The organism is Spongiibacter pelagi (genome assembly GCF_014705705.1).
Lineage (GTDB): Bacteria > Pseudomonadota > Gammaproteobacteria > Pseudomonadales > Spongiibacteraceae > Spongiibacter > Spongiibacter pelagi.
Genome location: NZ_JACXLD010000001.1, coordinates 41,318 through 59,590, shown reverse-complemented (window position 1 = coordinate 59,590; position 18,273 = coordinate 41,318). Strand labels below are relative to the sequence as shown.

Annotated in this window: 17 protein-coding genes; 8 read left to right on the top strand and 9 right to left on the bottom strand. The window is 53.9% G+C overall.

Annotated features, from left to right (window positions below; genetic code table 11):
* Positions 1 to 7 precede the first annotated feature (7 nt).
* Positions 8 to 1,126 carry an NADH:flavin oxidoreductase gene (locus tag IB286_RS00295; protein WP_223826028.1) on the bottom strand — a complete coding sequence of 373 codons (1,119 nt, stop codon included), beginning with the start codon at positions 1,124 to 1,126 and terminating at the stop codon, positions 8 to 10.
* 303 nt (positions 1,127 to 1,429) lie between these two features.
* Here IB286_RS00295 and rpmB point away from each other — a divergent pair, with 303 nt between their 5' ends.
* Both rpmB and rpmG read left to right on the top strand, forming a co-directional pair.
* A complete protein-coding gene (gene rpmB, locus IB286_RS00290) occupies positions 1,430 to 1,666 on the top strand; it encodes a 50S ribosomal protein L28 (protein ID WP_190761675.1) in 237 nt (78 codons plus the stop codon).
* A gap of 12 nt (positions 1,667 to 1,678) precedes the next feature.
* Positions 1,679 to 1,849: a 50S ribosomal protein L33 gene (rpmG, locus tag IB286_RS00285; protein WP_190761674.1), complete on the top strand. Its 171-nt coding sequence runs from the start codon at positions 1,679 to 1,681 to the stop codon at positions 1,847 to 1,849.
* A gap of 70 nt (positions 1,850 to 1,919) precedes the next feature.
* Here rpmG and argE read toward each other — a convergent pair whose 3' ends face one another.
* From argE to IB286_RS00270, 3 genes are all read right to left on the bottom strand, one after another.
* A complete protein-coding gene (gene argE, locus IB286_RS00280; protein WP_190761673.1) occupies positions 1,920 to 3,086 on the bottom strand; it encodes an acetylornithine deacetylase in 1,167 nt (388 codons plus the stop codon).
* A 161-nt stretch (positions 3,087 to 3,247) separates the two neighbouring features.
* Positions 3,248 to 4,522 carry an inorganic phosphate transporter gene (locus IB286_RS00275; protein ID WP_190761672.1) on the bottom strand — a complete coding sequence of 425 codons (1,275 nt, stop codon included), beginning with the start codon at positions 4,520 to 4,522 and terminating at the stop codon, positions 3,248 to 3,250.
* 34 nt (positions 4,523 to 4,556) lie between these two features.
* On the bottom strand, positions 4,557 to 5,231 hold the full coding sequence (locus IB286_RS00270) for a TIGR00153 family protein (RefSeq protein ID WP_317889669.1): 675 nt from the start codon (positions 5,229 to 5,231) through the stop codon (positions 4,557 to 4,559).
* 172 nt (positions 5,232 to 5,403) lie between these two features.
* Between IB286_RS00270 and IB286_RS00265 the strand changes: the two genes are divergently transcribed.
* Genes IB286_RS00265 through IB286_RS00255 form a run of 3 tightly spaced genes read left to right on the top strand, consistent with a single transcriptional unit; the run spans position 5,404 to position 11,153 of the window.
* The gene (locus IB286_RS00265; protein WP_223826027.1) at positions 5,404 to 7,233 is read left to right on the top strand and encodes a GspE/PulE family protein; all 1,830 of its coding nucleotides are present in this window, start codon (positions 5,404 to 5,406) and stop codon (positions 7,231 to 7,233) included.
* A gap of 4 nt (positions 7,234 to 7,237) precedes the next feature.
* A complete protein-coding gene (glnE, locus tag IB286_RS00260; protein WP_190761671.1) occupies positions 7,238 to 10,174 on the top strand; it encodes a bifunctional [glutamate--ammonia ligase]-adenylyl-L-tyrosine phosphorylase/[glutamate--ammonia-ligase] adenylyltransferase in 2,937 nt (978 codons plus the stop codon).
* A gap of 52 nt (positions 10,175 to 10,226) precedes the next feature.
* Positions 10,227 to 11,153, top strand: a complete 927-nt coding sequence (locus IB286_RS00255) for a branched-chain amino acid transaminase (protein WP_190762637.1) — start codon at positions 10,227 to 10,229, stop codon at positions 11,151 to 11,153.
* Between the two features lie 197 nt (positions 11,154 to 11,350).
* Here IB286_RS00255 and IB286_RS00250 read toward each other — a convergent pair whose 3' ends face one another.
* Positions 11,351 to 11,797 (bottom strand): hypothetical protein, encoded by a 447-nt coding sequence (locus tag IB286_RS00250; RefSeq protein ID WP_190761670.1) that lies wholly within the window; start codon positions 11,795 to 11,797, stop codon positions 11,351 to 11,353.
* A gap of 268 nt (positions 11,798 to 12,065) precedes the next feature.
* Here IB286_RS00250 and IB286_RS00245 point away from each other — a divergent pair, with 268 nt between their 5' ends.
* From IB286_RS00245 to IB286_RS00235, 3 genes are read left to right on the top strand one after another with little or no spacing between them, the layout of a single operon-like run.
* The gene (locus IB286_RS00245; RefSeq protein WP_223826073.1) at positions 12,066 to 13,409 is read left to right on the top strand and encodes a glycosyltransferase family 4 protein; all 1,344 of its coding nucleotides are present in this window, start codon (positions 12,066 to 12,068) and stop codon (positions 13,407 to 13,409) included.
* Entirely contained in the window at positions 13,406 to 14,122 is a 717-nt protein-coding gene (locus tag IB286_RS00240; protein ID WP_190761669.1) for a class I SAM-dependent methyltransferase, read from the top strand. The genes IB286_RS00245 and IB286_RS00240 overlap by 4 nt, the downstream gene beginning before the upstream one ends.
* Positions 14,119 to 15,219: a prenyltransferase/squalene oxidase repeat-containing protein gene (locus IB286_RS00235; protein ID WP_223826026.1), complete on the top strand. Its 1,101-nt coding sequence runs from the start codon at positions 14,119 to 14,121 to the stop codon at positions 15,217 to 15,219. Before IB286_RS00240 ends, IB286_RS00235 begins: the two co-directional genes overlap by 4 nt.
* 47 nt (positions 15,220 to 15,266) lie before the next feature.
* Here IB286_RS00235 and IB286_RS00230 read toward each other — a convergent pair whose 3' ends face one another.
* From IB286_RS00230 to lptM, 4 genes are all read right to left on the bottom strand, one after another.
* On the bottom strand, positions 15,267 to 15,968 hold the full coding sequence (locus tag IB286_RS00230) for a DUF484 family protein (protein ID WP_190761668.1): 702 nt from the start codon (positions 15,966 to 15,968) through the stop codon (positions 15,267 to 15,269).
* A gap of 13 nt (positions 15,969 to 15,981) precedes the next feature.
* Positions 15,982 to 16,812: a diaminopimelate epimerase gene (dapF, locus tag IB286_RS00225; RefSeq protein ID WP_190761667.1), complete on the bottom strand. Its 831-nt coding sequence runs from the start codon at positions 16,810 to 16,812 to the stop codon at positions 15,982 to 15,984.
* 71 nt (positions 16,813 to 16,883) lie between these two features.
* Positions 16,884 to 18,134, bottom strand: a complete 1,251-nt coding sequence (gene lysA, locus IB286_RS00220; RefSeq protein ID WP_190761666.1) for a diaminopimelate decarboxylase — start codon at positions 18,132 to 18,134, stop codon at positions 16,884 to 16,886.
* Between the two features lie 3 nt (positions 18,135 to 18,137).
* Entirely contained in the window at positions 18,138 to 18,260 is a 123-nt protein-coding gene (gene lptM / locus IB286_RS00215) for an LPS translocon maturation chaperone LptM (RefSeq protein ID WP_190761665.1), read from the bottom strand.
* Positions 18,261 to 18,273: the final 13 nt, after the last annotated feature.

Here is an 18,273-nt window from a genome sequence, read left to right as displayed (position 1 = left end):
GACAGACTCAGAAAACTGTTAGCATCGAAGCGGCATTAAAGCTGCTCATTTCGTCGCTGCGGCTTTCTTTTAGTTTGGTGGCCCACGCCGGGTCTTGTAACAGCGCGCGGCCCACGGCGACCAGATCGAACTCGCCTTTTTCAAGACGAGTCGCCAGCTGGTCTAAATTGGCGGCCTGATCGGCGCCACCGCCACTGAAGCTGCTGAGGAAATCGCCATTTAAGCCGACGGAACCGACAGTAATAGTCGGCTTGCCGGTCAGTTTTTTCGCCCAGCCGGCGAGGTTTAGTTCTGAACCTGCAAATTCTGCTTCCCAGAAACGGCGCTGAGACAGGTGGAAAATATCCACGCCCGCATCACTCAATAAATTAAGCCATGCGTCCAGCTCCTGTGGTGTTTCGGCCAGCCGAGCTTCATAGTCCTGCTGCTTCCACTGTGACACCCGCAAAATTACGGCAAAGTCTTCGCCTACGGAGGCGCGGACGGCTTTTAGAATTTCTACGGCGAAGCGTGAGCGCTCCAGCAGGGTATTGCCGCCCCATTGGTCTTCGCGGCGATTACTGAGCGGCCAGAAGAATTGATCGATCAGGTAGCCGTGGGCACCGTGAATCTCCACGCCATCGCAGCCCATTTTTTTGGCATTGGCGGCGGCATCGGCGTAGGCGGCAATGGTGTCGGCAATATCGCTGTCGGTCATCGGTTTGTTGCGCAACTGGCCTTTGGCGTCGAGGCCGGAGGGGCTTTCCAACAGTGCGTCATCTACGCGGCGGGCATGGGCGGCGGCGCGCATGGCGCCAACGTGCCAAAGTTGTGGCACAAATTGTCCGCCGGAGGCATGTACTGCGTCCACGGCGGTTTTCCATGCCGCCAGTTCGGCCTCGCCATAAAATCGTGGTACATCTAAATCGTTCAATGAGCCGGGGCGGGCGATGCCGGTGGCTTCAGAAATAATCAGGCCAACATTGGCTGCGGCGCGGCGGGCGTAATAGGGCGCCATATCTGGGCCGAGAATGCCGTTGGGAGAATGAGAGCGTGTCATCGGCGCCATGACGAGGCGATTTGGCAGGTTTAGAGACTTGCACTGAAAGGGCTTAAACAGGGCGTCAAACACAGGATTCTCCAGCAAGGGAATAAGGAATGGGCGGCAATTTTAGACCAGCAGACGGAATGGGCTCAAACTCAGAGAGAAATCGCCAAAAATTGTGGTTTTCGTTGCTTCTACTTGGTGCTTCTGGTATAAAGTCGCGCTCTGATTCGGGTCGCCCCCGGAATAGCAACAAATTCCGAGGTCTTTTGGCGCAGGTAATGCCGCCCTCTGGCCCTAAACTGAACGATTATTGAGCAGATTTATTGGCATCGGCCCTTATGCTGAACGCGGGTTTTGCGCAGCGTAGTGAGTCGAAGCAAACAAAGCTTAGAGGCGAAGATCATGTCTAGAGTATGTCAGGTTACCGGCAAGCGTCCTGTAACAGGTAACAATGTATCACACGCGAAAAACCGCACTCGTCGCCGTTTTTTGCCTAACTTGCACAGCCACCGCTTCTGGGTGGAAAGCGAGAACCGTTTTGTACGTCTGCGTGTTTCTGCAAAGGGCATGCGTATCATCGACAAAAAGGGCATTGATTCGGTTCTGGCCGATCTGCGTGCCCGCGGTGAAAAATTCTAAGGAGCGTTAGTCATGGCGAAGAAAGGTGTAACTGAAAAAATCCGTCTGGTTTCCTCCGCAGGTACCGGTCACTTTTACACAACTGTAAAAAACAAGCGCAATACCCCCGATAAGTTCGAATTCAAGAAATACGATCCGGTGGTACGCCAGCACGTGATCTACAAAGAAGCCAAAATCAAATAAGCTTCTTTTAAGAACACAGAGAACCGCGCTTTACCGCGCGGTTTTTTTTCGCCTCAATATTTTGCGGCGCTTAACAGCAGTAATGGCGAATGAGGTTTTGTAGCAGAGCAACGGTCGGTGCGATTTGGTCGGTGCCTAAATATTCATTGGGCTGGTGGGCCTGATCAATATGGCCGGGGCCGAGTACCACGGTCTGTAATCCTAATTGCTGTAAAAAGGGCGCTTCGGTGGCAAAGCCGACGGTTTCGGCGGGGTAGCTGCTCAGTGATTCCACGGTTTTGATCAGCTCGCTGTCGCGGGCTTGCTCAAAGGCGGGTAGGCCGGGCATTAATGAGTGCAATGAAATATCAATCTGGCGGCGCTCAGCGATAGGGCTCAAGCTGTCGGACAGTTGATGTTTGATAAATTCCAGCTCCATGCCGGGAATCATGCGGAAATCAAAGTGCAGTTCGCACTGTCCGCAAATACGGTTGGGATTGTCGCCGCCGTGAATACAGCCCAGATTCATCGTCGGTGTGGGCACTTTAAAGCCGGAGTGACGGTATTTGTCTTGCAGTTTGGCGCGCAACCCTAATAGCTCGCCGATCACCTCATGCATGGCTTCCAAGGCGTTATTGCCAAGGGCGGGATTCGAGCTGTGGCCGGAGCGGCCGACAATCTTCACCGACTCCATCATGATGCCCTTGTGGGCGTGAATGGGTTTAAGCCCGGTCGGTTCGCCAATAATGGCATGGCGGGCGCCGGCTAAATCGCCAGCGACCAGCTCGCGAGCGCCATCCATACTGCTTTCTTCGTCGGCGGTGGCCAAAATAATCAGCGGGGCTTTTTGCGAAGTGCCTAAAATGCCCTGCTGCAGCATGGGCCGAATCGCTTCTATTGCCAGTGCGAAAAAGCCCTTCATATCTGCCGTGCCTAAACCGTAAAAACGACCATCGCGCTCGCTTAGGGTAAAGGGGTCGCTGTCCCAGCGGCGATCGTCATAGGGTACGGTGTCGGTATGGCCGGAAAGCACTAGGCCGCCGCTTTGCGAGGGCTCGCCCAAAACGGCAATGAGGTTGGCTTTTTGAGGTTGATGTTTGAGAGGCAGTATCCGCGTTTTAAACCCCAACTCTTCAAACCAGTCCGCCAGCTCATCAATAACCGGGCGATTGCTCATATCCCATTTGACACTGGTTGAACTCACGGTGGGGTGGGCAATCAGGCGGGTCAGCATATCGGTGAGGCTGAGATTGAGCATGAGGGTTCTCGTGTGAATAAAGTCTTTAGCGACTTCATTGTAGAGAAGCTGTAGGAAAGGGAAATAGGGCGATAGTTAAAAATGGGGATCTGAAAGGTCGAGGAAAAAATTAGGCACAAAAAAGGGCGCTTGCGCGCCCTAAAAATATTCTAGCGTTAGCTTTAACCGAATACGCTGGTAAAGGTGAAGAAGAAGATAATTGCCAGAATGGCACCGGCAGGCAGAGTGATCAGCCAAGACATAAAGATATTACCGATTACCCGTAAGTTGAGTGCGCCAATGCCCCGTGCCAAGCCTACGCCCAAGACGGCGCCGACCAAGGTGTGGGTAGTCGAGATAGGCAGGCCAGTGGCAGAGGCCAGCACCACGGTAGAGGCGGCGCCTAGCTCAGCGGCAAAACCGCGACTTGGCGTTAGCTCGGTGATATGAGTGCCGATGGTGGCAATAACTTTGAAGCCGTAAGTGGCCAGACCAAAGACGATACCGCCGGCGCCGAGGAATAATACCCAGCCGGGCAGTGCGGATTTGGCGGCAATTTGGCCGCCGGATTCTATTACGCTGACAATAGCGGCTACCGGGCCGATGGCGTTGGCTACGTCGTTGGAGCCGTGAGCAAAGGCCATAGAGCAGGCGGTGAAGACCATCAGTACCGCAAACACGCGCTCTACATCAGCAAAGCGCTCGGTGTTATGTGGGCTTGAGTCGGTGGCTCTGGGTTTGACTCGAGCCATAAACAGCTTGCCAATAATCATGATAACTGTGGCGATTGCGGCAGAGACACCAAGGCTTTCGTTAAAGCTCAGCCCCAGTCCAATATGTTTCAGCCCTTTGGTCAGCGTCACCATGGAAATCATAAAGCCGACAAGGAACAGGTAAATGGGGATATAGCGCTTGGCGGCGGCAAAGGGATCGTCGCGATCCATAATTAGCTTTTGGGCGCTGAGAAACAGAATGCATGACATGGCGCCGGCGAGTACTGGTGATACCACCCAGCTCGCTACGATCTGTCCCACTTTGCCCCAGGCAACTGCGTCGGCGCTGACACCTACGGCGGTAAAGCCGACAATAGCGCCCACAATCGAGTGAGTTGTAGAGACCGGCCAGCCCATCAAGCTGGCCACAAACAGCCAGGTGCCGGCGGCAAGCAGTGCGGAAGCCATACCGTACACCAAGAGATGTGGAGTGTCGGTGAAATAGGCGGCGTCGATAATGCCTTTGCGAATGGTCGAGGTGACTTCGCCACCCGCCAGGTAAGCGCCGCAAAATTCGAAGACAATCGCGATAAGGATAGCTTGCTTAATGGTAAGAGCTTTGGAGCCGACCGAGGTGCCCATTGCATTGGCTACATCGTTGGCGCCCACACCCCAGGCCATAAAGAAGCCGAAAAGGCAGCCCAGCACAAGCAATAGCTGGCCGTGTTCAGCGATAATAGACATGGAAGTACCTTTTAATATTGTCAGTAATTTAGAATTATTGAGCGATGATGACCTGAAGGCGTGAACCCACCGCTTGAGCTTGGTCGCAAAGGTCGCCTAACCACCGAATCAGTTCATAGAGGAACACGACGTCTACCGGGTCCAGTGATTTCTCAATGGCGAATAGAGATTGGTTTAGCTCGGAAGAGAGTTTGTCGTTTTCGTTTTCGAAGTCTTCTAATTGCAGGATCAGTTTTTCAACATAGATGACTTCATGGCCGCGAAACCCGGTTTCCAGTAGTTCATCAAGTTGCTCAATGGCTTCTAGGGCGAGAGTGCTGGATTTTACGCAGTGGGCAAGATACTCGTTAAGCTTGCCGGCCAGCTCGCTGGGGAACTTCATGCGGCGACCAGATACTAGGCCTGCGATATCGCGTGATACGTTGGCAATTTTGTCTTGAGTGCGCAGCAGGTCGAGGATGTCGCTGCGTGAGACTGGCATAAAGAGGCTTTTAGGGAGACTCAGGCGGAGTTCTTTTTTCAGGGCGTCTGCCTCGTTTTCGCGATCAATGATTGCTTGCTTGAGCTCCGCGGCTTTATCCCAGTTGGCGTTTTGCACCGCCTCGAAAAAATCGGGAAGAATGGCGCTACAGGCCTGTACGCTCTTCATGTGCTTTTGCAGGGGGCCGAATGGGGACTTGCCGAATAAATTCTGTAACGGACTGATCACAAGGACTTCCTCTTTTAGGGTTCTCCACTGCCCGGTATTATAGTTTGCTAAATAAGATGCAACCAACCCGGATTGTATGGAAAAACTGGACTTTATTTTCCTGTTTGTCATCACCTTGTCATAGGCTCTTGTTACGGCAAACTTCGGGTCTAACAATAATGGACGGTCAATTTTGAACGCTTTTCCGCAGGCAAGTCTCGATATTATCCCGCTGGTAAAACAGCTCCAGCAGGACGGCGTGTTCAGTGTGGAAGCGCGGCGCGGTGTGGGGCTAAATCCACCGATGGTGGCCGGTAAGCGTCAACACCCTATTAATTATCTGGCAAGTCAGAACTTGCCGGATGCCCGCCAGACGGGCGGTGTGCTGGATGTCGACGCGCTATTGGCATGGCTGGGCGGCCATGCCGGTATGGCGGTGAAACGTATTGATCCACTCAAAATTGATGTGGCGAGTGTTTCTGGGGCAATGTCTTTTGCCTTTGCTAAAAGTCATCAGATTTTGGCCTTGGAAGTGAATTCTAACGAAGTGGTAGTGGCGTGCGCTGAGCCCTTTGTCGATGGTTGGGTTTCGGTGCTTGAGCAGGCGCTGAAGAAACCCATCCGCCGGGTATTGGCCGATCCAGAGGATATTGATCGCTATACCTTGGAGTTTTACAGCCTTGCGAAATCGGTGCGCGGGGCTGAGGGTGGCACGGTGAATCGCAGCACCAAGCCGGCAGCCAATCTGGAGCAACTGCTAGAGATCAGTAAGCGCGGCGAGTTGGACGCCAATGACGGCCATGTGGTCGGCATTGTCGATTGGCTGCTGCAATACGCCTATGACCAGCGCGCCAGTGATATTCATATTGAGCCGCGTCGCGATCAGGGCAATATTCGTTTTCGGATTGATGGCCTGCTGTACACCGTGTACCAAATGCCGGCCTCGGTACTGGCGGCGGTGGTCAGCCGTTTAAAAATTTTGGGGCGGATGGATGTGGCTGAAAAGCGCCGTCCGCAAGATGGTCGCCTGAAAACCAAAAATCCCGTTGGCGACGAAATAGAGCTGCGTCTTTCCACCTTGCCTACCGCCTTTGGCGAAAAAATGGTGATGCGGATTTTTGACCCCGAGGTTCTACTGCGCAGCTTTGATCAGCTCGGTCTGCGCGGCGATGATCTCGCTCGCTGGCAGCAGATGATTCGTGCGCCTCACGGCATTGTGCTGGTCACCGGCCCCACCGGCTCGGGTAAAACCACCACCCTGTATTCCAGCCTCAAGCAAATCGCCAGCACAGAGGTGAATGTTTGCACCATTGAAGACCCCATCGAAATGGTGGAAGGCGCCTTCAATCAGATGCAGGTGCAGAACAATATCAAATTGGATTTTGCCTCCGGGGTACGCGCCCTGCTGCGCCAAGACCCAGACATTATTATGATCGGTGAGATACGCGACCGGGAAACCGCTGAAATGGCGATTCAGGCGGCGCTGACCGGCCATTTAGTCATTTCCACGCTGCATACTAACGATGCGCCCTCGGCAATAAGCCGCCTGCTGGAATTGGGTGTGCCTGCGTATTTAGTGCGGGCTACCGTACTTGGGGTGATGGCGCAGCGCTTGGTGCGCAATTTGTGCCCGCACTGTAAAACCGTTCAGCCAATGAGTGAGGCTGAGCAGGCCGAGTTTGCCGATACCTGGCAGGCCTTGGTAAAACCGTGGAAATTAAGCCCGCCCAAACAAGTGCATCAGGCGCAGGGGTGTTTGGAATGCCGTAACACCGGCTATCAAGGGCGGCAGGGTATTTATGAAATTCTCACCGTTGAGGGTGAATTACAGGCGGCGATTCACGAGGATGTCCCGCTGGATCAACTGCGGCTATTGGCCATGAAAAACGGTATGCGCACCCTGCGTTTGGCGGGAGCCTATAAAGTGGCGGCGGGTGAAACAAATTTGGCTGAAGTTATGCGAGTTGCGCCTGCGTTTAGTGTGAATGCGCCTAAAACGGCTAACGACACAGTATCGGAATAATAATATGACCGCTTTGGAATTTATGGCGGGGGAGATTCCCCTCGCCTTGCAAGCTGATTTACAGGTGCGTTGGGCTCATTTAATGGAGCGAGCTGAGCCTTTTGATGCTCAGTGGTACGGCGACATGCTCGCCTCACCCCGGCGCGGTGAACTTCTCAAAGCCTTTTCCTGTAGTGCCATCGTGCTGGATTATGCCCAGCGCTTTCCGGATTTTTTGCCGACATTGGATCGCAATGGCTGGTTACTTGGCGATGTGCCACAAGAGCAGCTTGCTGATGAGTTGCGTGCGGGCTTATCCGTTTGTCAAAACGCCGATGAGGCGGCGGCGGAATTGCGCCGTTTCCGCATTAAATACTGGATGCGCATTGTCTGGCGTGACCTGACTCGGCTTGCGGTAATGGAGCAAACCACCGAAGACCTCTCGGTGCTGGCCGATATTTGCGTTCAGCAGGCCTTGGATTTTCATCACGCGCAAATGTGTATTGAGTGGGGCGAGCCCCATTCGAAAGCCGGTGTGCCGCAGCGCATGGTGGTGATTGGTATGGGCAAGCTGGGCGCGGGCGAATTAAACCTGTCCTCGGATATCGATCTGATTTTTGCTTATCCCGAGTCGGGCAGCACTCAGGGCGGGCCGCGCAGTGTTGATAACCAACAATTTTTTATCCGTTTGGGGCAGCGCCTGATTAAAAGTCTGGATGCGCGCACGGCAGACGGCTTTGTATTTCGCGTGGATATGCGCTTGCGCCCCTACGGTCAGAGTGGCCCGCTTGTGGTTAGCTTTGATGCCTTGATGGAGTACTACCAGGATCAGGGGCGGGATTGGGAGCGTTACGCTTTGATCAAGGCTCGCTGTATGGCCGGCGATGATATTGCTGGGGCGGAGTTAATGCGCGATCTGCGGCCCTTTGTGTACCGGCGTTATCTGGACTTTTCGGCTATTGAATCCCTGCGTGATATGAAAGCCATGATTCAGCGTGAAGTGGCCCGGCGCAATCTTCATGACAACGTTAAATTGGGCGCGGGCGGAATTCGGGAAATCGAATTTATCGCCCAGTGTTTCCAATTAATTCGCGGTGGGCAGGAACCTGATCTGCAAGCCCGGGAATTGAAATCGATTTTAGGTACATTGCGAGATGGGCAGTATCTGCCCGCGCAGGCCGTGGATGAATTGCATCAGGCCTACCGTTTTTTGCGCGATGTGGAGCACGGCATTCAGGCTTGGCGAGAAGAGCAAACCCAGCAGTTGCCTCAATCCAATGAGGCTAGAGTGGCGCTGGCCTTTGCCATGGGCTTTGTGTTTGCCGATGGCGAAGCGAATATCGAAGGTTTTGAGCAGTGTTTGGCTGAGCATCGCCAGCGGGTCACCCATCATTTTGAGAACTTTATTGCGCCGCCAGAAGATGAAGACGGTGCGCCTTCCTCGCAGCGCTGTGAGCATTGGCAATTGCTGCTCGATGAGCTTAATCCGGAAACACTGACCGCTGCGCTGGCGGAATCGGGTTTTGAAAATGCGGAAGAAGCGGCAAGGCGTCTGATTCTGTTAATGGACGGCGGTGCAGTAAAACGCATGCAGAGTAGCGGTCGCGAGCGGCTGGACGATTTTATGCCGCTTTTTTTAGAGGCGCTTTCCAGTGCCGAGCAGCCCACAGAAACCTTGATTCGCCTGATTCCACTGATTGAAGCCGTGTTGCGGCGTACGGCGTATTTAGTGTTATTGCTGGAAAATCCCCACGCATTGGAGCACTTGGTGTCGCTGTGTGATACCAGCCCGTGGATGGCGCGGCAGCTCAGCGCCCATCCGGTACTGCTGGATGAATTACTGAATACGGAACAGCTTTATCATGCGGTGGAAAAAGACGGCCTGCGCAGTGAATTGCGCCAGCGTCTATTGCGTATCGACCAAGATGATTTAGAGGCGCAAATGGAAGCGCTGCGCTATTTCCGCTTGGCGCATGTGTTGCGGGTGGCGGCGGCAGAGCTTAGCGGCACCTTGCCGCTGATGAAAGTGAGCGATTACCTCACCAATATTGCTGAAGTGGTGCTGGAGTCGGTACTGGAAATTGCCTGGCAGAATTTAGTGAGCAAGCACGGCAATTTCGCGGATATCCACGATGCCCGTCGCCATTTCATTATTCTCGGCTACGGTAAAATGGGCGGTATCGAGCTGAGTTACGGCTCCGATCTGGACATGGTGTTTGTGCATGATCTGCCGCCCAACTGCCAAACCGATGGTGAGCGCCCGCTCGATGGCGCGGTATTTATGACTCGTTTGGGTCAGCGCATTATTCATATCCTCACCGCGCAAACCCGCATGGGCAGCTTGTACGAAGTTGATATGCGGCTGCGTCCCTCGGGTAACTCCGGCCTGTTGGTCAGCTCTTTCCGCGCATTTGATGAATATCAGCACAAAGAGGCGTGGACTTGGGAGCATCAGGCATTGGTGCGGGCGCGCGTGGTCGCCGGTGACGAGGTACTGGCCGAGAAGTTTACCGAGTTGCGCCGCAGTATCTTAGGCTTATCCCGCGATGAAGCTCTGCTGCGGGCCGATGTCGTACAAATGCGCGACAAAATGCGCACGCAATTGCTGCCAAAGACCAAGCGGGATGAAAATAATCGGCAATTTGATTTGAAACAGGGTGAGGGTGGTATCGTTGACATCGAATTTATGGTGCAATATGCCGTTTTGGCTTGGTCGCATCAGCACCCGCCGCTGTCAGTCTATACCGACAATATCCGCATCCTTGAATCGCTGCAACAGCAAGGCCTGTTCAGTGCCGAGGACGTTGACACCTTAACTGAGGCCTACAAGGCCTTCCGCAGTCAGGCACATCGATTGAGTCTGCAGGAGCAAAGTGGTCAGGTGGCCGATTCACAGTTGGCCGATGAGCGAGGTGCCGTTGAGCGGTGTTGGCAACAGCTGATGCTTGAGGAACCGGCCTAAACCTCGAATCCGTAGGGATTCGACCTGACTACGCTTTGAGGAGTATTGCATGATGTCCATGGCTGATCGCGATGGCCTAATTTGGTTTGACGGTGAAATGGTGCCTTGGCGCGAAGCCCAAGTGCACGTGCTGACCCACACCCTGCACTATGGCATGGGTGTTTTTGAAGGCGTTCGCGCCTACAAAACTGCTGATCGCGGAACCTGTATTTTCCGCTTGCAGGAGCATACCGACCGCCTGTTCCGTTCCGCGCATATCATGAATATGAAAATGCCCTTCGACAAAGACGCCATCAATGCGGCGCAATGTGCGGTGGTGCGGGAAAATAATTTGGAAGAAGCCTACCTGCGGCCGATGGTATTCCTCGGTTCCGAAGGCATGGGCCTGCGAGCAGACAATCTGCGTACCCACATTATTGTCGCGGCTTGGGATTGGCCGAGCTATATGAGCCCTGAAGCCCGCGACAAGGGTATTAAGGTACGCTGCTCTTCTTACACGCGTCACCACGTTAATATCTCCATGACTAAGGCCAAGGCCAACGGCCAGTACATCAACTCGATGCTGGCCCTGCGTGAAGCATTGGATAGTGGCTGTGAAGAAGCGCTGATGCTAGACCCAGAAGGCTATGTGGCCGAGGGCAGTGGCGAGAACGTCTTTATTGTGCGCAATGGCAAAATCTACACGCCAGAACTGACTAGCTGCTTGGATGGCATTACTCGTAACACCATTTTTGAATTGGCTGCAGAGCTGGGTGTTGAGGTGATTGAAAAGCGCATTACCCGCGATGAAGTCTATGTGGCTGACGAAGCATTCTTCACCGGTACCGCCGCTGAAGTATTGCCAATTCGTGAGCTGGATGGTCGCACCATTGGCAGCGGCGTGCGTGGCCCCATCACCACGGAATTGCAAACCCGCTACTTTGATCAAGTTAAAGGTCGCCGCGAGCAATTCCCTGAGTGGTTGTCGCCAGTCGCCTAAGATTTTTTCTTACGCAAACCTATCTAAAGGCGGGCCGATTGGCTCGCCTTTTTTTTTGCGTATGTGTCCAAGGAGCCTCTGATTAATGTAGCGAGTGCAGCAAGATTGGTTGTCGCCGCAGCGCAGAAAGCGGAGTTTATATGCAAATAAATGAGCATTTCGAGCAGCGCCGACGACTGAGATTGCAAACGCAGTAATTAATCAGAGGTTCCTGAGCTTTTGGCGGCTAGGTCTTCAGTATATTGGCACTCTCCCCGGATGACGATCTCATCCAGCACCGCGTATTTCTCGATTTCCGTATACCCGTTAGGACAAAAGCTTTTTAAGCGCTCATCCCGATTCAGGCGAATTTGAGCTGCCTGTAGCTGGGTGGCGGGCAAATATTTCGCTCTTCTCGCCGCCTCGGCTTGGGGATCAGCCACCTGATGAATGGGGCCGACCTTGGGCATAATCATTTTCTCGGTATAGGAAAACAACTTAATGCCGCCACTGCGTACCTGAGGGACAAATTCGCCGGCGCTGGTGGTGGTTTTGGGCTGAGAGCTGCATGCGCTCACGGCCAGAAAGAGCGCGAGCAATGCCGAGAATCGGCTAGAGGTGGATAAACGGTATTTCATGGGGCCTTGGGCATTAAAAAAATTCATTTCAGCAGTGTAACATGACCAAGTCGTAATGCTCCTGTGACCCCAAAAGCCCCGCAATCAGTGGACTTGGCCTAATTCAACTGGTTAGAATCGGGCTAGCCTGCGCAGAACCCGCCAGAGGTTTACGCATACCATGCCGCGCCCGGCCCGGATCACATCATCCGCCGCCAATTACGCGAATATATTTACTACGTCACCCACAGACGCGGCAGCTAAAACATAACAACGATATTTGGTGGATAATTTTTTGGACAATACGGCCGCAACATTGCCAGACTCGGTTCTGGCCCCTTCTGGTTTGCCTGTTTCTCAGGCGGGAACAAAGCTGAAAATCTGTTTACTCGGATACCGCAGCGCCCCTTTTGGTGGCGGGCAGGGCATCTATTTAAAGTATCTGAGTAAGGCGCTGGTCGATGCTGGCCATGAGGTCGATGTGATTTCCGGCCAACCTTACCCACATCTCGATGAGCGGGTTCGCCTGATCAAGATGCCGGGCATGAACCTGTACGAAAATGGCCTCGGCTCACTCCGTCCGCACCACCTTAGCTCGCTGACCAATATTATTGAGTGGACTGGAAAATTGACCGGCTCCTTCTCTGAGCCCTATTGCTTTGGTCGCCGGGTCGTTAAGTATTTGAAAAAGCACGGCCGTGACTACGACGTGATTCACGACAACCAGTGCTTGAGCTATGGCATGTTGCAGTTACAAAAGCTGGGATTCCCCTTTGTAACGACCATTCACCACCCCATTACCAGTGACCTGAAAATCGCGCTGAAAGACGCCAAGAATTGGTACGAGCGTTTGCTGATTCGCCGCTGGCACGGGTTTATTAATATGCAGCGCGAGGTGGCGCGACAATTACACCATGTAGTTACGGTGTCGGAATGTTCGCGCCAAGATATTGCCAAAGCCTTTGGCATTCAGCCCTCGGCAATTTCCTTGGTCTACTGCGGTATTGAAACAAACGAATTTGTCCCGCTGGCAGACGTTAAAAAAATTCCCCAGCGTCTTATGGCAACGGTGTCGGCGGATCAGCCGTTAAAGGGCATGTCTTATTTACTGGATGCCATGGCTTCACTGCGTCCGGATTATCCGAATCTGGAATTATTAGTGGTGGGCAAAACCCAGCCGGGTGGCGTGACCGAGCAGCAACTGCAACGTTTGGGTTTGGTGGATGCGGTGCGCTTTGTTTCGGGCATTAGCACCGAAGAGATGGTGCGCTATTACAACGAGGCGGAAGTGGCCGTTGTGCCCTCGGTGTATGAAGGTTTTGGCCTGCCGGCAGGCGAGGCCATGGCCTGTGGTACTGCGCTGGTGTCTACCAATGGCGGTGCACTTCCCGAGGTGTTTGGCGATGCGGCCTTGCAAGTGCCGGTGCGTGACAGTGCAGCGCTGGCGGCGCAGATTCGTCGCCTGCTGGATGATGCCGAGCTGCGCAAAACTCTGGAGCAAGCGGGACGCGAGCGCATGGAAACTGAATTTTGCTGGGCCAAGGCAGCCGGGGAAATGGAGCAGTTTTATCGCCGGGTATTAAAGCTGGGCGAGCGCAATGAGGCGGCTACGGAATTGGTTGCGGATGCTGCGGTATCTCCACGGGAGGTGCTGGTATGAAGACGGTTGATTTCAAACACTTTCAGCTGGAAGCCGGTGATCGTGTCTTGGATTTGGGCTGCGGGGAAGGCCGCCATGTGATTTCGGCCTATGTGGAAGGCGAAGTCGATGTGGTGGGTGTAGATCTCTGCTTGAAGGATTTGCAAACCGCTCAGCAGCGCGCCAGTGACTTTATTGATAACGACGATACCCGCCGCAGTTTTGGCTTGGCCAATGCCGATGCCCTGAACCTGCCCTTTGCCGATAATAGCTTCGACAAAGTGATTTGCTCTGAGGTGTTGGAGCATATTCCGGATTACCGCGCGGTACTGGTTGAGATCGAGCGAATTCTGAAGCCCGGCGGCCTGTTTTGCGCCAGTGTGCCGCGCGCATGGCCAGAGCAAATTTGCTGGGCATTAAGCCGCGAATATCACGAGGTTGAAGGCGGCCATTTACGCATTTTCAAAGCCGCCAAACTGCGTAAGCAGATTCAAGGTTTGGGCTTTAAGTTTTACCGCCGCCATTGGGCGCACGCCTTGCATTCACCGTACTGGTGGCTGAAATGTTTGTTCTGGGAAAAGCAGGACGACAATCCGCTGGTGAAGGCCTACCACCGCTTTTTAGTGTGGGATCTGTTGGATCGGCCCTTGCTAACCCGCGGTATGGAAGCGGCACTGAATCCGGTTATGGGTAAATCCGTGGTGATGTACTTTCGCAAAGGGGAGCAGCTATGAGTGGTCTGTTCCTCAGTAAGGGCCTCTACCCGGAAGAATTTTTTCGCCCAACGGTGGAGTTCTTGCTTCGGGCACAGCAGAGCGATGGCAGTATTCCCTGGTTTGACGGTGGTTATGCCGACCCTTGGGATCATGTGGAATCGGCCATGGGGCTCAGCATTGGCGGAGAATTTGCGGCTGCAGAAAACGCCTACCGCTGGTTGAAAAATACGCAACTGGAAGATGGTAGCTGGTGGGCGGCCTACCGCGATGGTGAGGTGGACAATCGGGAGCGCCGGGAAACGAATTTCGTTGCCTATATTGCCACCGGAGTTTGGCACCATTACCTGATCAGCAAGCGCCGTGAATTCCTTGTGGAAATCTGGCCAACCGTGCGCCGCGCCATTGAGTTTGTGCTCTATCAACAAAGCGAACACGGCGAGATCAACTGGGCGGTGGATGCGCAGGGCGTGCCGATGGTCGATGCGCTGATTACCGGCTGTTCTTCAATTTATAAAAGCCTGGAATGCGCTTGGAATATCTCGGTGGTGCTGGGCCAGCGACAATTGCATTGGCGTCATGCGCGGGAAAAACTTGGCGAGGCGCTACGCAATAAGCCCGAGCGCTTTGACCGCACCTGGGAAAGCAAAAAGCGCTTTTCTATGGATTGGTTCTACCCGGTTTTAAGTGGGGCGATTTCAGGCAAAAAAGCCCATGATCGTTTGCAGGCACGCTGGGGTGAATTTGTAGAACAGGGTATGGGGTGTCGCTGCGTATCTGACGAGCCTTGGGTAACCGTGGCGGAATCCTGCGAGTTGACCATGGCTTTGTTGGCGGCGGGGGATCATGCCCGTGCGGTGATGGTGTATAGCTGGTTGCATCAGTGGCGGGGTGAGCGCGGCGAATACTGGACCGGTTATCAGTTTGTTGAAGATTTGCTGTGGCCCGATGAGCGCCCAACATGGACGGCAGCGGCCATTTTGCTCGCGGCGGATGCGCTGACTGAGCACACCGCGGCTTATCAGTTATTCAATAAAGTTGCGCTGTTGGATTTGCCGGAAGATGGCTATGCGCGGATTGCAGCACCGGCGCCGCGCGAGCGGGCGCGTTCAAACTGATTCATTGCTGCGTTTGCGATTTTGGCCGGCGGGCGGCGCTGAAATTATCAGCCAATGACCCGCAGGGTTTTTGGCAGGCAGCGATTAATCACTTCGACAATATATTCCAAAAACATGGTGCCCATGCTGGATTTAAAGTGAGCGGGATTTTTGCTCGCCACTGCGAGTACGCCGTCGATATTACCTGCGCGTACCGGCATCAATGCGGCGGAGCCAACATGCCCAGCGTGTTCGCCAAATAAAAAGCTCAGTTCATCGGCCCGCAATACGCCGCAAACGCCTTTGCCAGAGCGCAGTAAATTACCCAGTTTTTCACGCGCGCGCTCAGGGCTAACCACTTTGAGTTGGCTGCTGCCAATTTGTTTGGGATCGGCAAAAACAATCAAGCTGGCGTAGTCGATATTGTCAAAGTCGTTAACTAGTTTGCGACACAGCACTTGGCTGAGTTCTTCGGCACGCTTGGCTTCGATAATCGACAGAATCAGGGATTTGCTGCGCTCAAACAAAATATCGTTGTGCTGGGCATTGTCGAGCAGGCTGCTCAGTCGGTTGCGCATATCCTTGTTGCGATCGCGCAGAACTTCCACTTGGCGTTCAAGCAGGCTGACGGCTTTGCCGGATTGGTGGGCCAATTTCAGGTCAGCGAGAATATCTTCGTTCTGCAGAAAAAAGCCGGGATGGTTGCGCAAATAGCGCTGAACTTCGGCCTCGCTCGGCAGGTTGTCTTTATTCGCGTCTACGGTTTCCATAGTGGCGTCCTATTTATATTTGTATTTGGCCTTCAAACACCGTGGCCGCCGGCCCGGTCATAATCACGGCATTGCCGGGTCCAGCCCAGTGAATTTCCAGCTCGCCGCCGGGTAATTTAACACTCACGGTTTCATCGAGCTTGCCTTGGGTAATTCCGGCAACCACGGCCGCGCAAGCGCCAGTGCCACAGGCGAGGGTTTCACCCACACCGCGTTCAAATACCCGCAGGCGGATATGCTGGCGATCGAGCACCTGCATAAAACCCACATTTACCCGCTGGGGAAAGCGCGGATGGCTCTCCAGAATAGCGCCGAGATGGTCTACCGGTGCGCTAGTGGTGTCTTCTACATTGAGCACCACATGGGGATTGCCCATGGAAACCGCGCCGACTTGCAGTTGCTGGCCATCCGCTTCCAGCGCATAGGTTTGCGCTTGTTGGTCAGCGGTAAACGGAATGCGCTTGGGGTCGAGGATCGGCTCGCCCATATCCACCCGCACATGGCGATTGGGCGTCAGCTCCAGTTCGATAATGCCAGCAAGGGTTTCCACTTTGATTTTCTGTTTGCCGGTCAGGCGTTTGTCGCGCACAAAACGGGCAAAGCAACGCGCGCCATTGCCGCATTGCTCAACTTCACTGCCTTCAGCATTGTAAATTCGGTAGCGGAAATCGACATCGGGCTGGGTGGGAATTTCCACCGTCAGCACTTGGTCGCAACCTATGCCGAAATGGCGGTCGGCAAGGCGACGAATATGGTGGGGCTTAAGCCTGAAACGCTGGGTGATCAAATCGACCACCACAAAGTCGTTGCCCAGGCCATGCATCTTGGTAAAACGTAGCTGCATCACAAATCCTGTTGTGCACCTCGCCGGTGGTGCATGTTGTGATGCGGGCGTTATGGTTGTGCTGTGATCTGTTAATCAGGTAACAGAGCTTCACCACGCATCAAGTCGGCGACAGTTTCGCGGGCACGAATCAGGTGTGGCGTTTCGCCGTCGACCATGACTTCTGCTGCGCGTCCTCGGCTATTGTAATTGGAACTCATGGTAAATCCATAGGCGCCAGCGGAACAAAGGGCGAGATAGTCGCCTTCTTCAATACAAAGTTCGCGATCTTTGGCCAGAAAGTCGCCGGTTTCGCAAACCGGGCCTACCACATCGTAGCGGCGGCTCTCAGTATTTTGGTGGGGGCGCAGCGGAATTAGATTCATCCACGAGCTATACAGGGCGGGGCGAATCATATCGTTCATGGCGGCATCAATAAGCGCAAAATTCTTGTGCTCATTCAGTTTCAGAAATTCCACCTTGGTCAGTAGTACACCGGCGTTGGCGGCAATAGAGCGACCCGGCTCAAACATGAGTTTGAGCTTGCGGTCACCTAAGCGGGCGCGAACTTGAGCAATATAATCGGCGGTGGATGGCGGTGTTTCATCTTTGTAGCGAACCCCAAGGCCGCCACCGAGATCGAGATGGTGAATGTTGATGCCGCGACCGGCCAGCTCATCCACCAAGGTCAAAACTCGATCCAGCGCATCGAGGAACGGTGTGGTGTCGGTCAGTTGTGAACCGATATGGCAATCCACACCCTGCACAGAAATATTCGGCAGGCCATTGGCGCGGGCATACACTTCCGGGGCGCGGGCAATATCAATACCGAATTTATTGTCTTTCAAACCGGTGGAAATATAGGGATGGGTTTGTGCGTCTACATCGGGATTTACGCGCACGGAAATCGGCGCGACCTTGCCCAGCTTGCCGGCCACATTATTGATGCGCTCTAGCTCGGCTTCTGATTCCACATTAAAACAGTAAATGCCCACTTCCAGTGCGCGAGCAATTTCTTCTGGGGTTTTGCCTACGCCAGAAAATACCACTCGATTCGCTTGGCCGCCGGCGGCCAGAACGCGCTCTAGTTCACCTACAGACACAATATCAAAACCGGCGCCGAGCTTGGCTAGTACATTCAATACCGCAATATTCGAATTGGCTTTTACCGCATAGCACACTAAATGCTCGCAGCCAGACAGGGCGTTGGTGTACTCAGAAAAGCGCGCTTCAAAATGGGCGCGAGAATACACATAACAGGGCGTGCCGTAGGTTTCGGCAATGGATTGCAGGGAGACGTTTTCGGCAAACAGCTCGCCGTTGCGGTATTGAAAATTTTCCATGGTTTACTTCGTTGTGCTCGATTGGGCGTTCGGGTTTTCGTCTGGTAATACAAGTGGGCCGGTTTGTCCGCAGCCACACAATAGGCTGACCAGCAGTATCAGCAAGGCAGTTTGAAATTGTGGCATAGTGACCCTCTTG

Excerpts from the sequence above, each read along its gene's own strand:
- rpmB (WP_190761675.1), top strand. The coding sequence starts at position 1,430 with ATGTCTAGAGTATGTCAGGTTACCGGCAAGCGTCCTGTAACAGGTAAC.
- rpmG (WP_190761674.1), top strand. The coding sequence starts at position 1,679 with ATGGCGAAGAAAGGTGTAACTGAAAAAATCCGTCTGGTTTCCTCCGCA.
- argE (WP_190761673.1), bottom strand. The coding sequence starts at position 3,086 with ATGCTCAATCTCAGCCTCACCGATATGCTGACCCGCCTGATTGCCCAC.
- IB286_RS00275 (WP_190761672.1), bottom strand. The coding sequence starts at position 4,522 with ATGTCTATTATCGCTGAACACGGCCAGCTATTGCTTGTGCTGGGCTGC.
- glnE (WP_190761671.1), top strand. The coding sequence starts at position 7,238 with ATGACCGCTTTGGAATTTATGGCGGGGGAGATTCCCCTCGCCTTGCAA.
- IB286_RS00255 (WP_190762637.1), top strand. The coding sequence starts at position 10,227 with ATGTCCATGGCTGATCGCGATGGCCTAATTTGGTTTGACGGTGAAATG.
- IB286_RS00250 (WP_190761670.1), bottom strand. The coding sequence starts at position 11,797 with ATGAATTTTTTTAATGCCCAAGGCCCCATGAAATACCGTTTATCCACC.
- IB286_RS00240 (WP_190761669.1), top strand. The coding sequence starts at position 13,406 with ATGAAGACGGTTGATTTCAAACACTTTCAGCTGGAAGCCGGTGATCGT.
- IB286_RS00235 (WP_223826026.1), top strand. The coding sequence starts at position 14,119 with ATGAGTGGTCTGTTCCTCAGTAAGGGCCTCTACCCGGAAGAATTTTTT.
- IB286_RS00230 (WP_190761668.1), bottom strand. The coding sequence starts at position 15,968 with ATGGAAACCGTAGACGCGAATAAAGACAACCTGCCGAGCGAGGCCGAA.
- dapF (WP_190761667.1), bottom strand. The coding sequence starts at position 16,812 with ATGCAGCTACGTTTTACCAAGATGCATGGCCTGGGCAACGACTTTGTG.
- lysA (WP_190761666.1), bottom strand. The coding sequence starts at position 18,134 with ATGGAAAATTTTCAATACCGCAACGGCGAGCTGTTTGCCGAAAACGTC.
- lptM (WP_190761665.1), bottom strand. The coding sequence starts at position 18,260 with ATGCCACAATTTCAAACTGCCTTGCTGATACTGCTGGTCAGCCTATTG.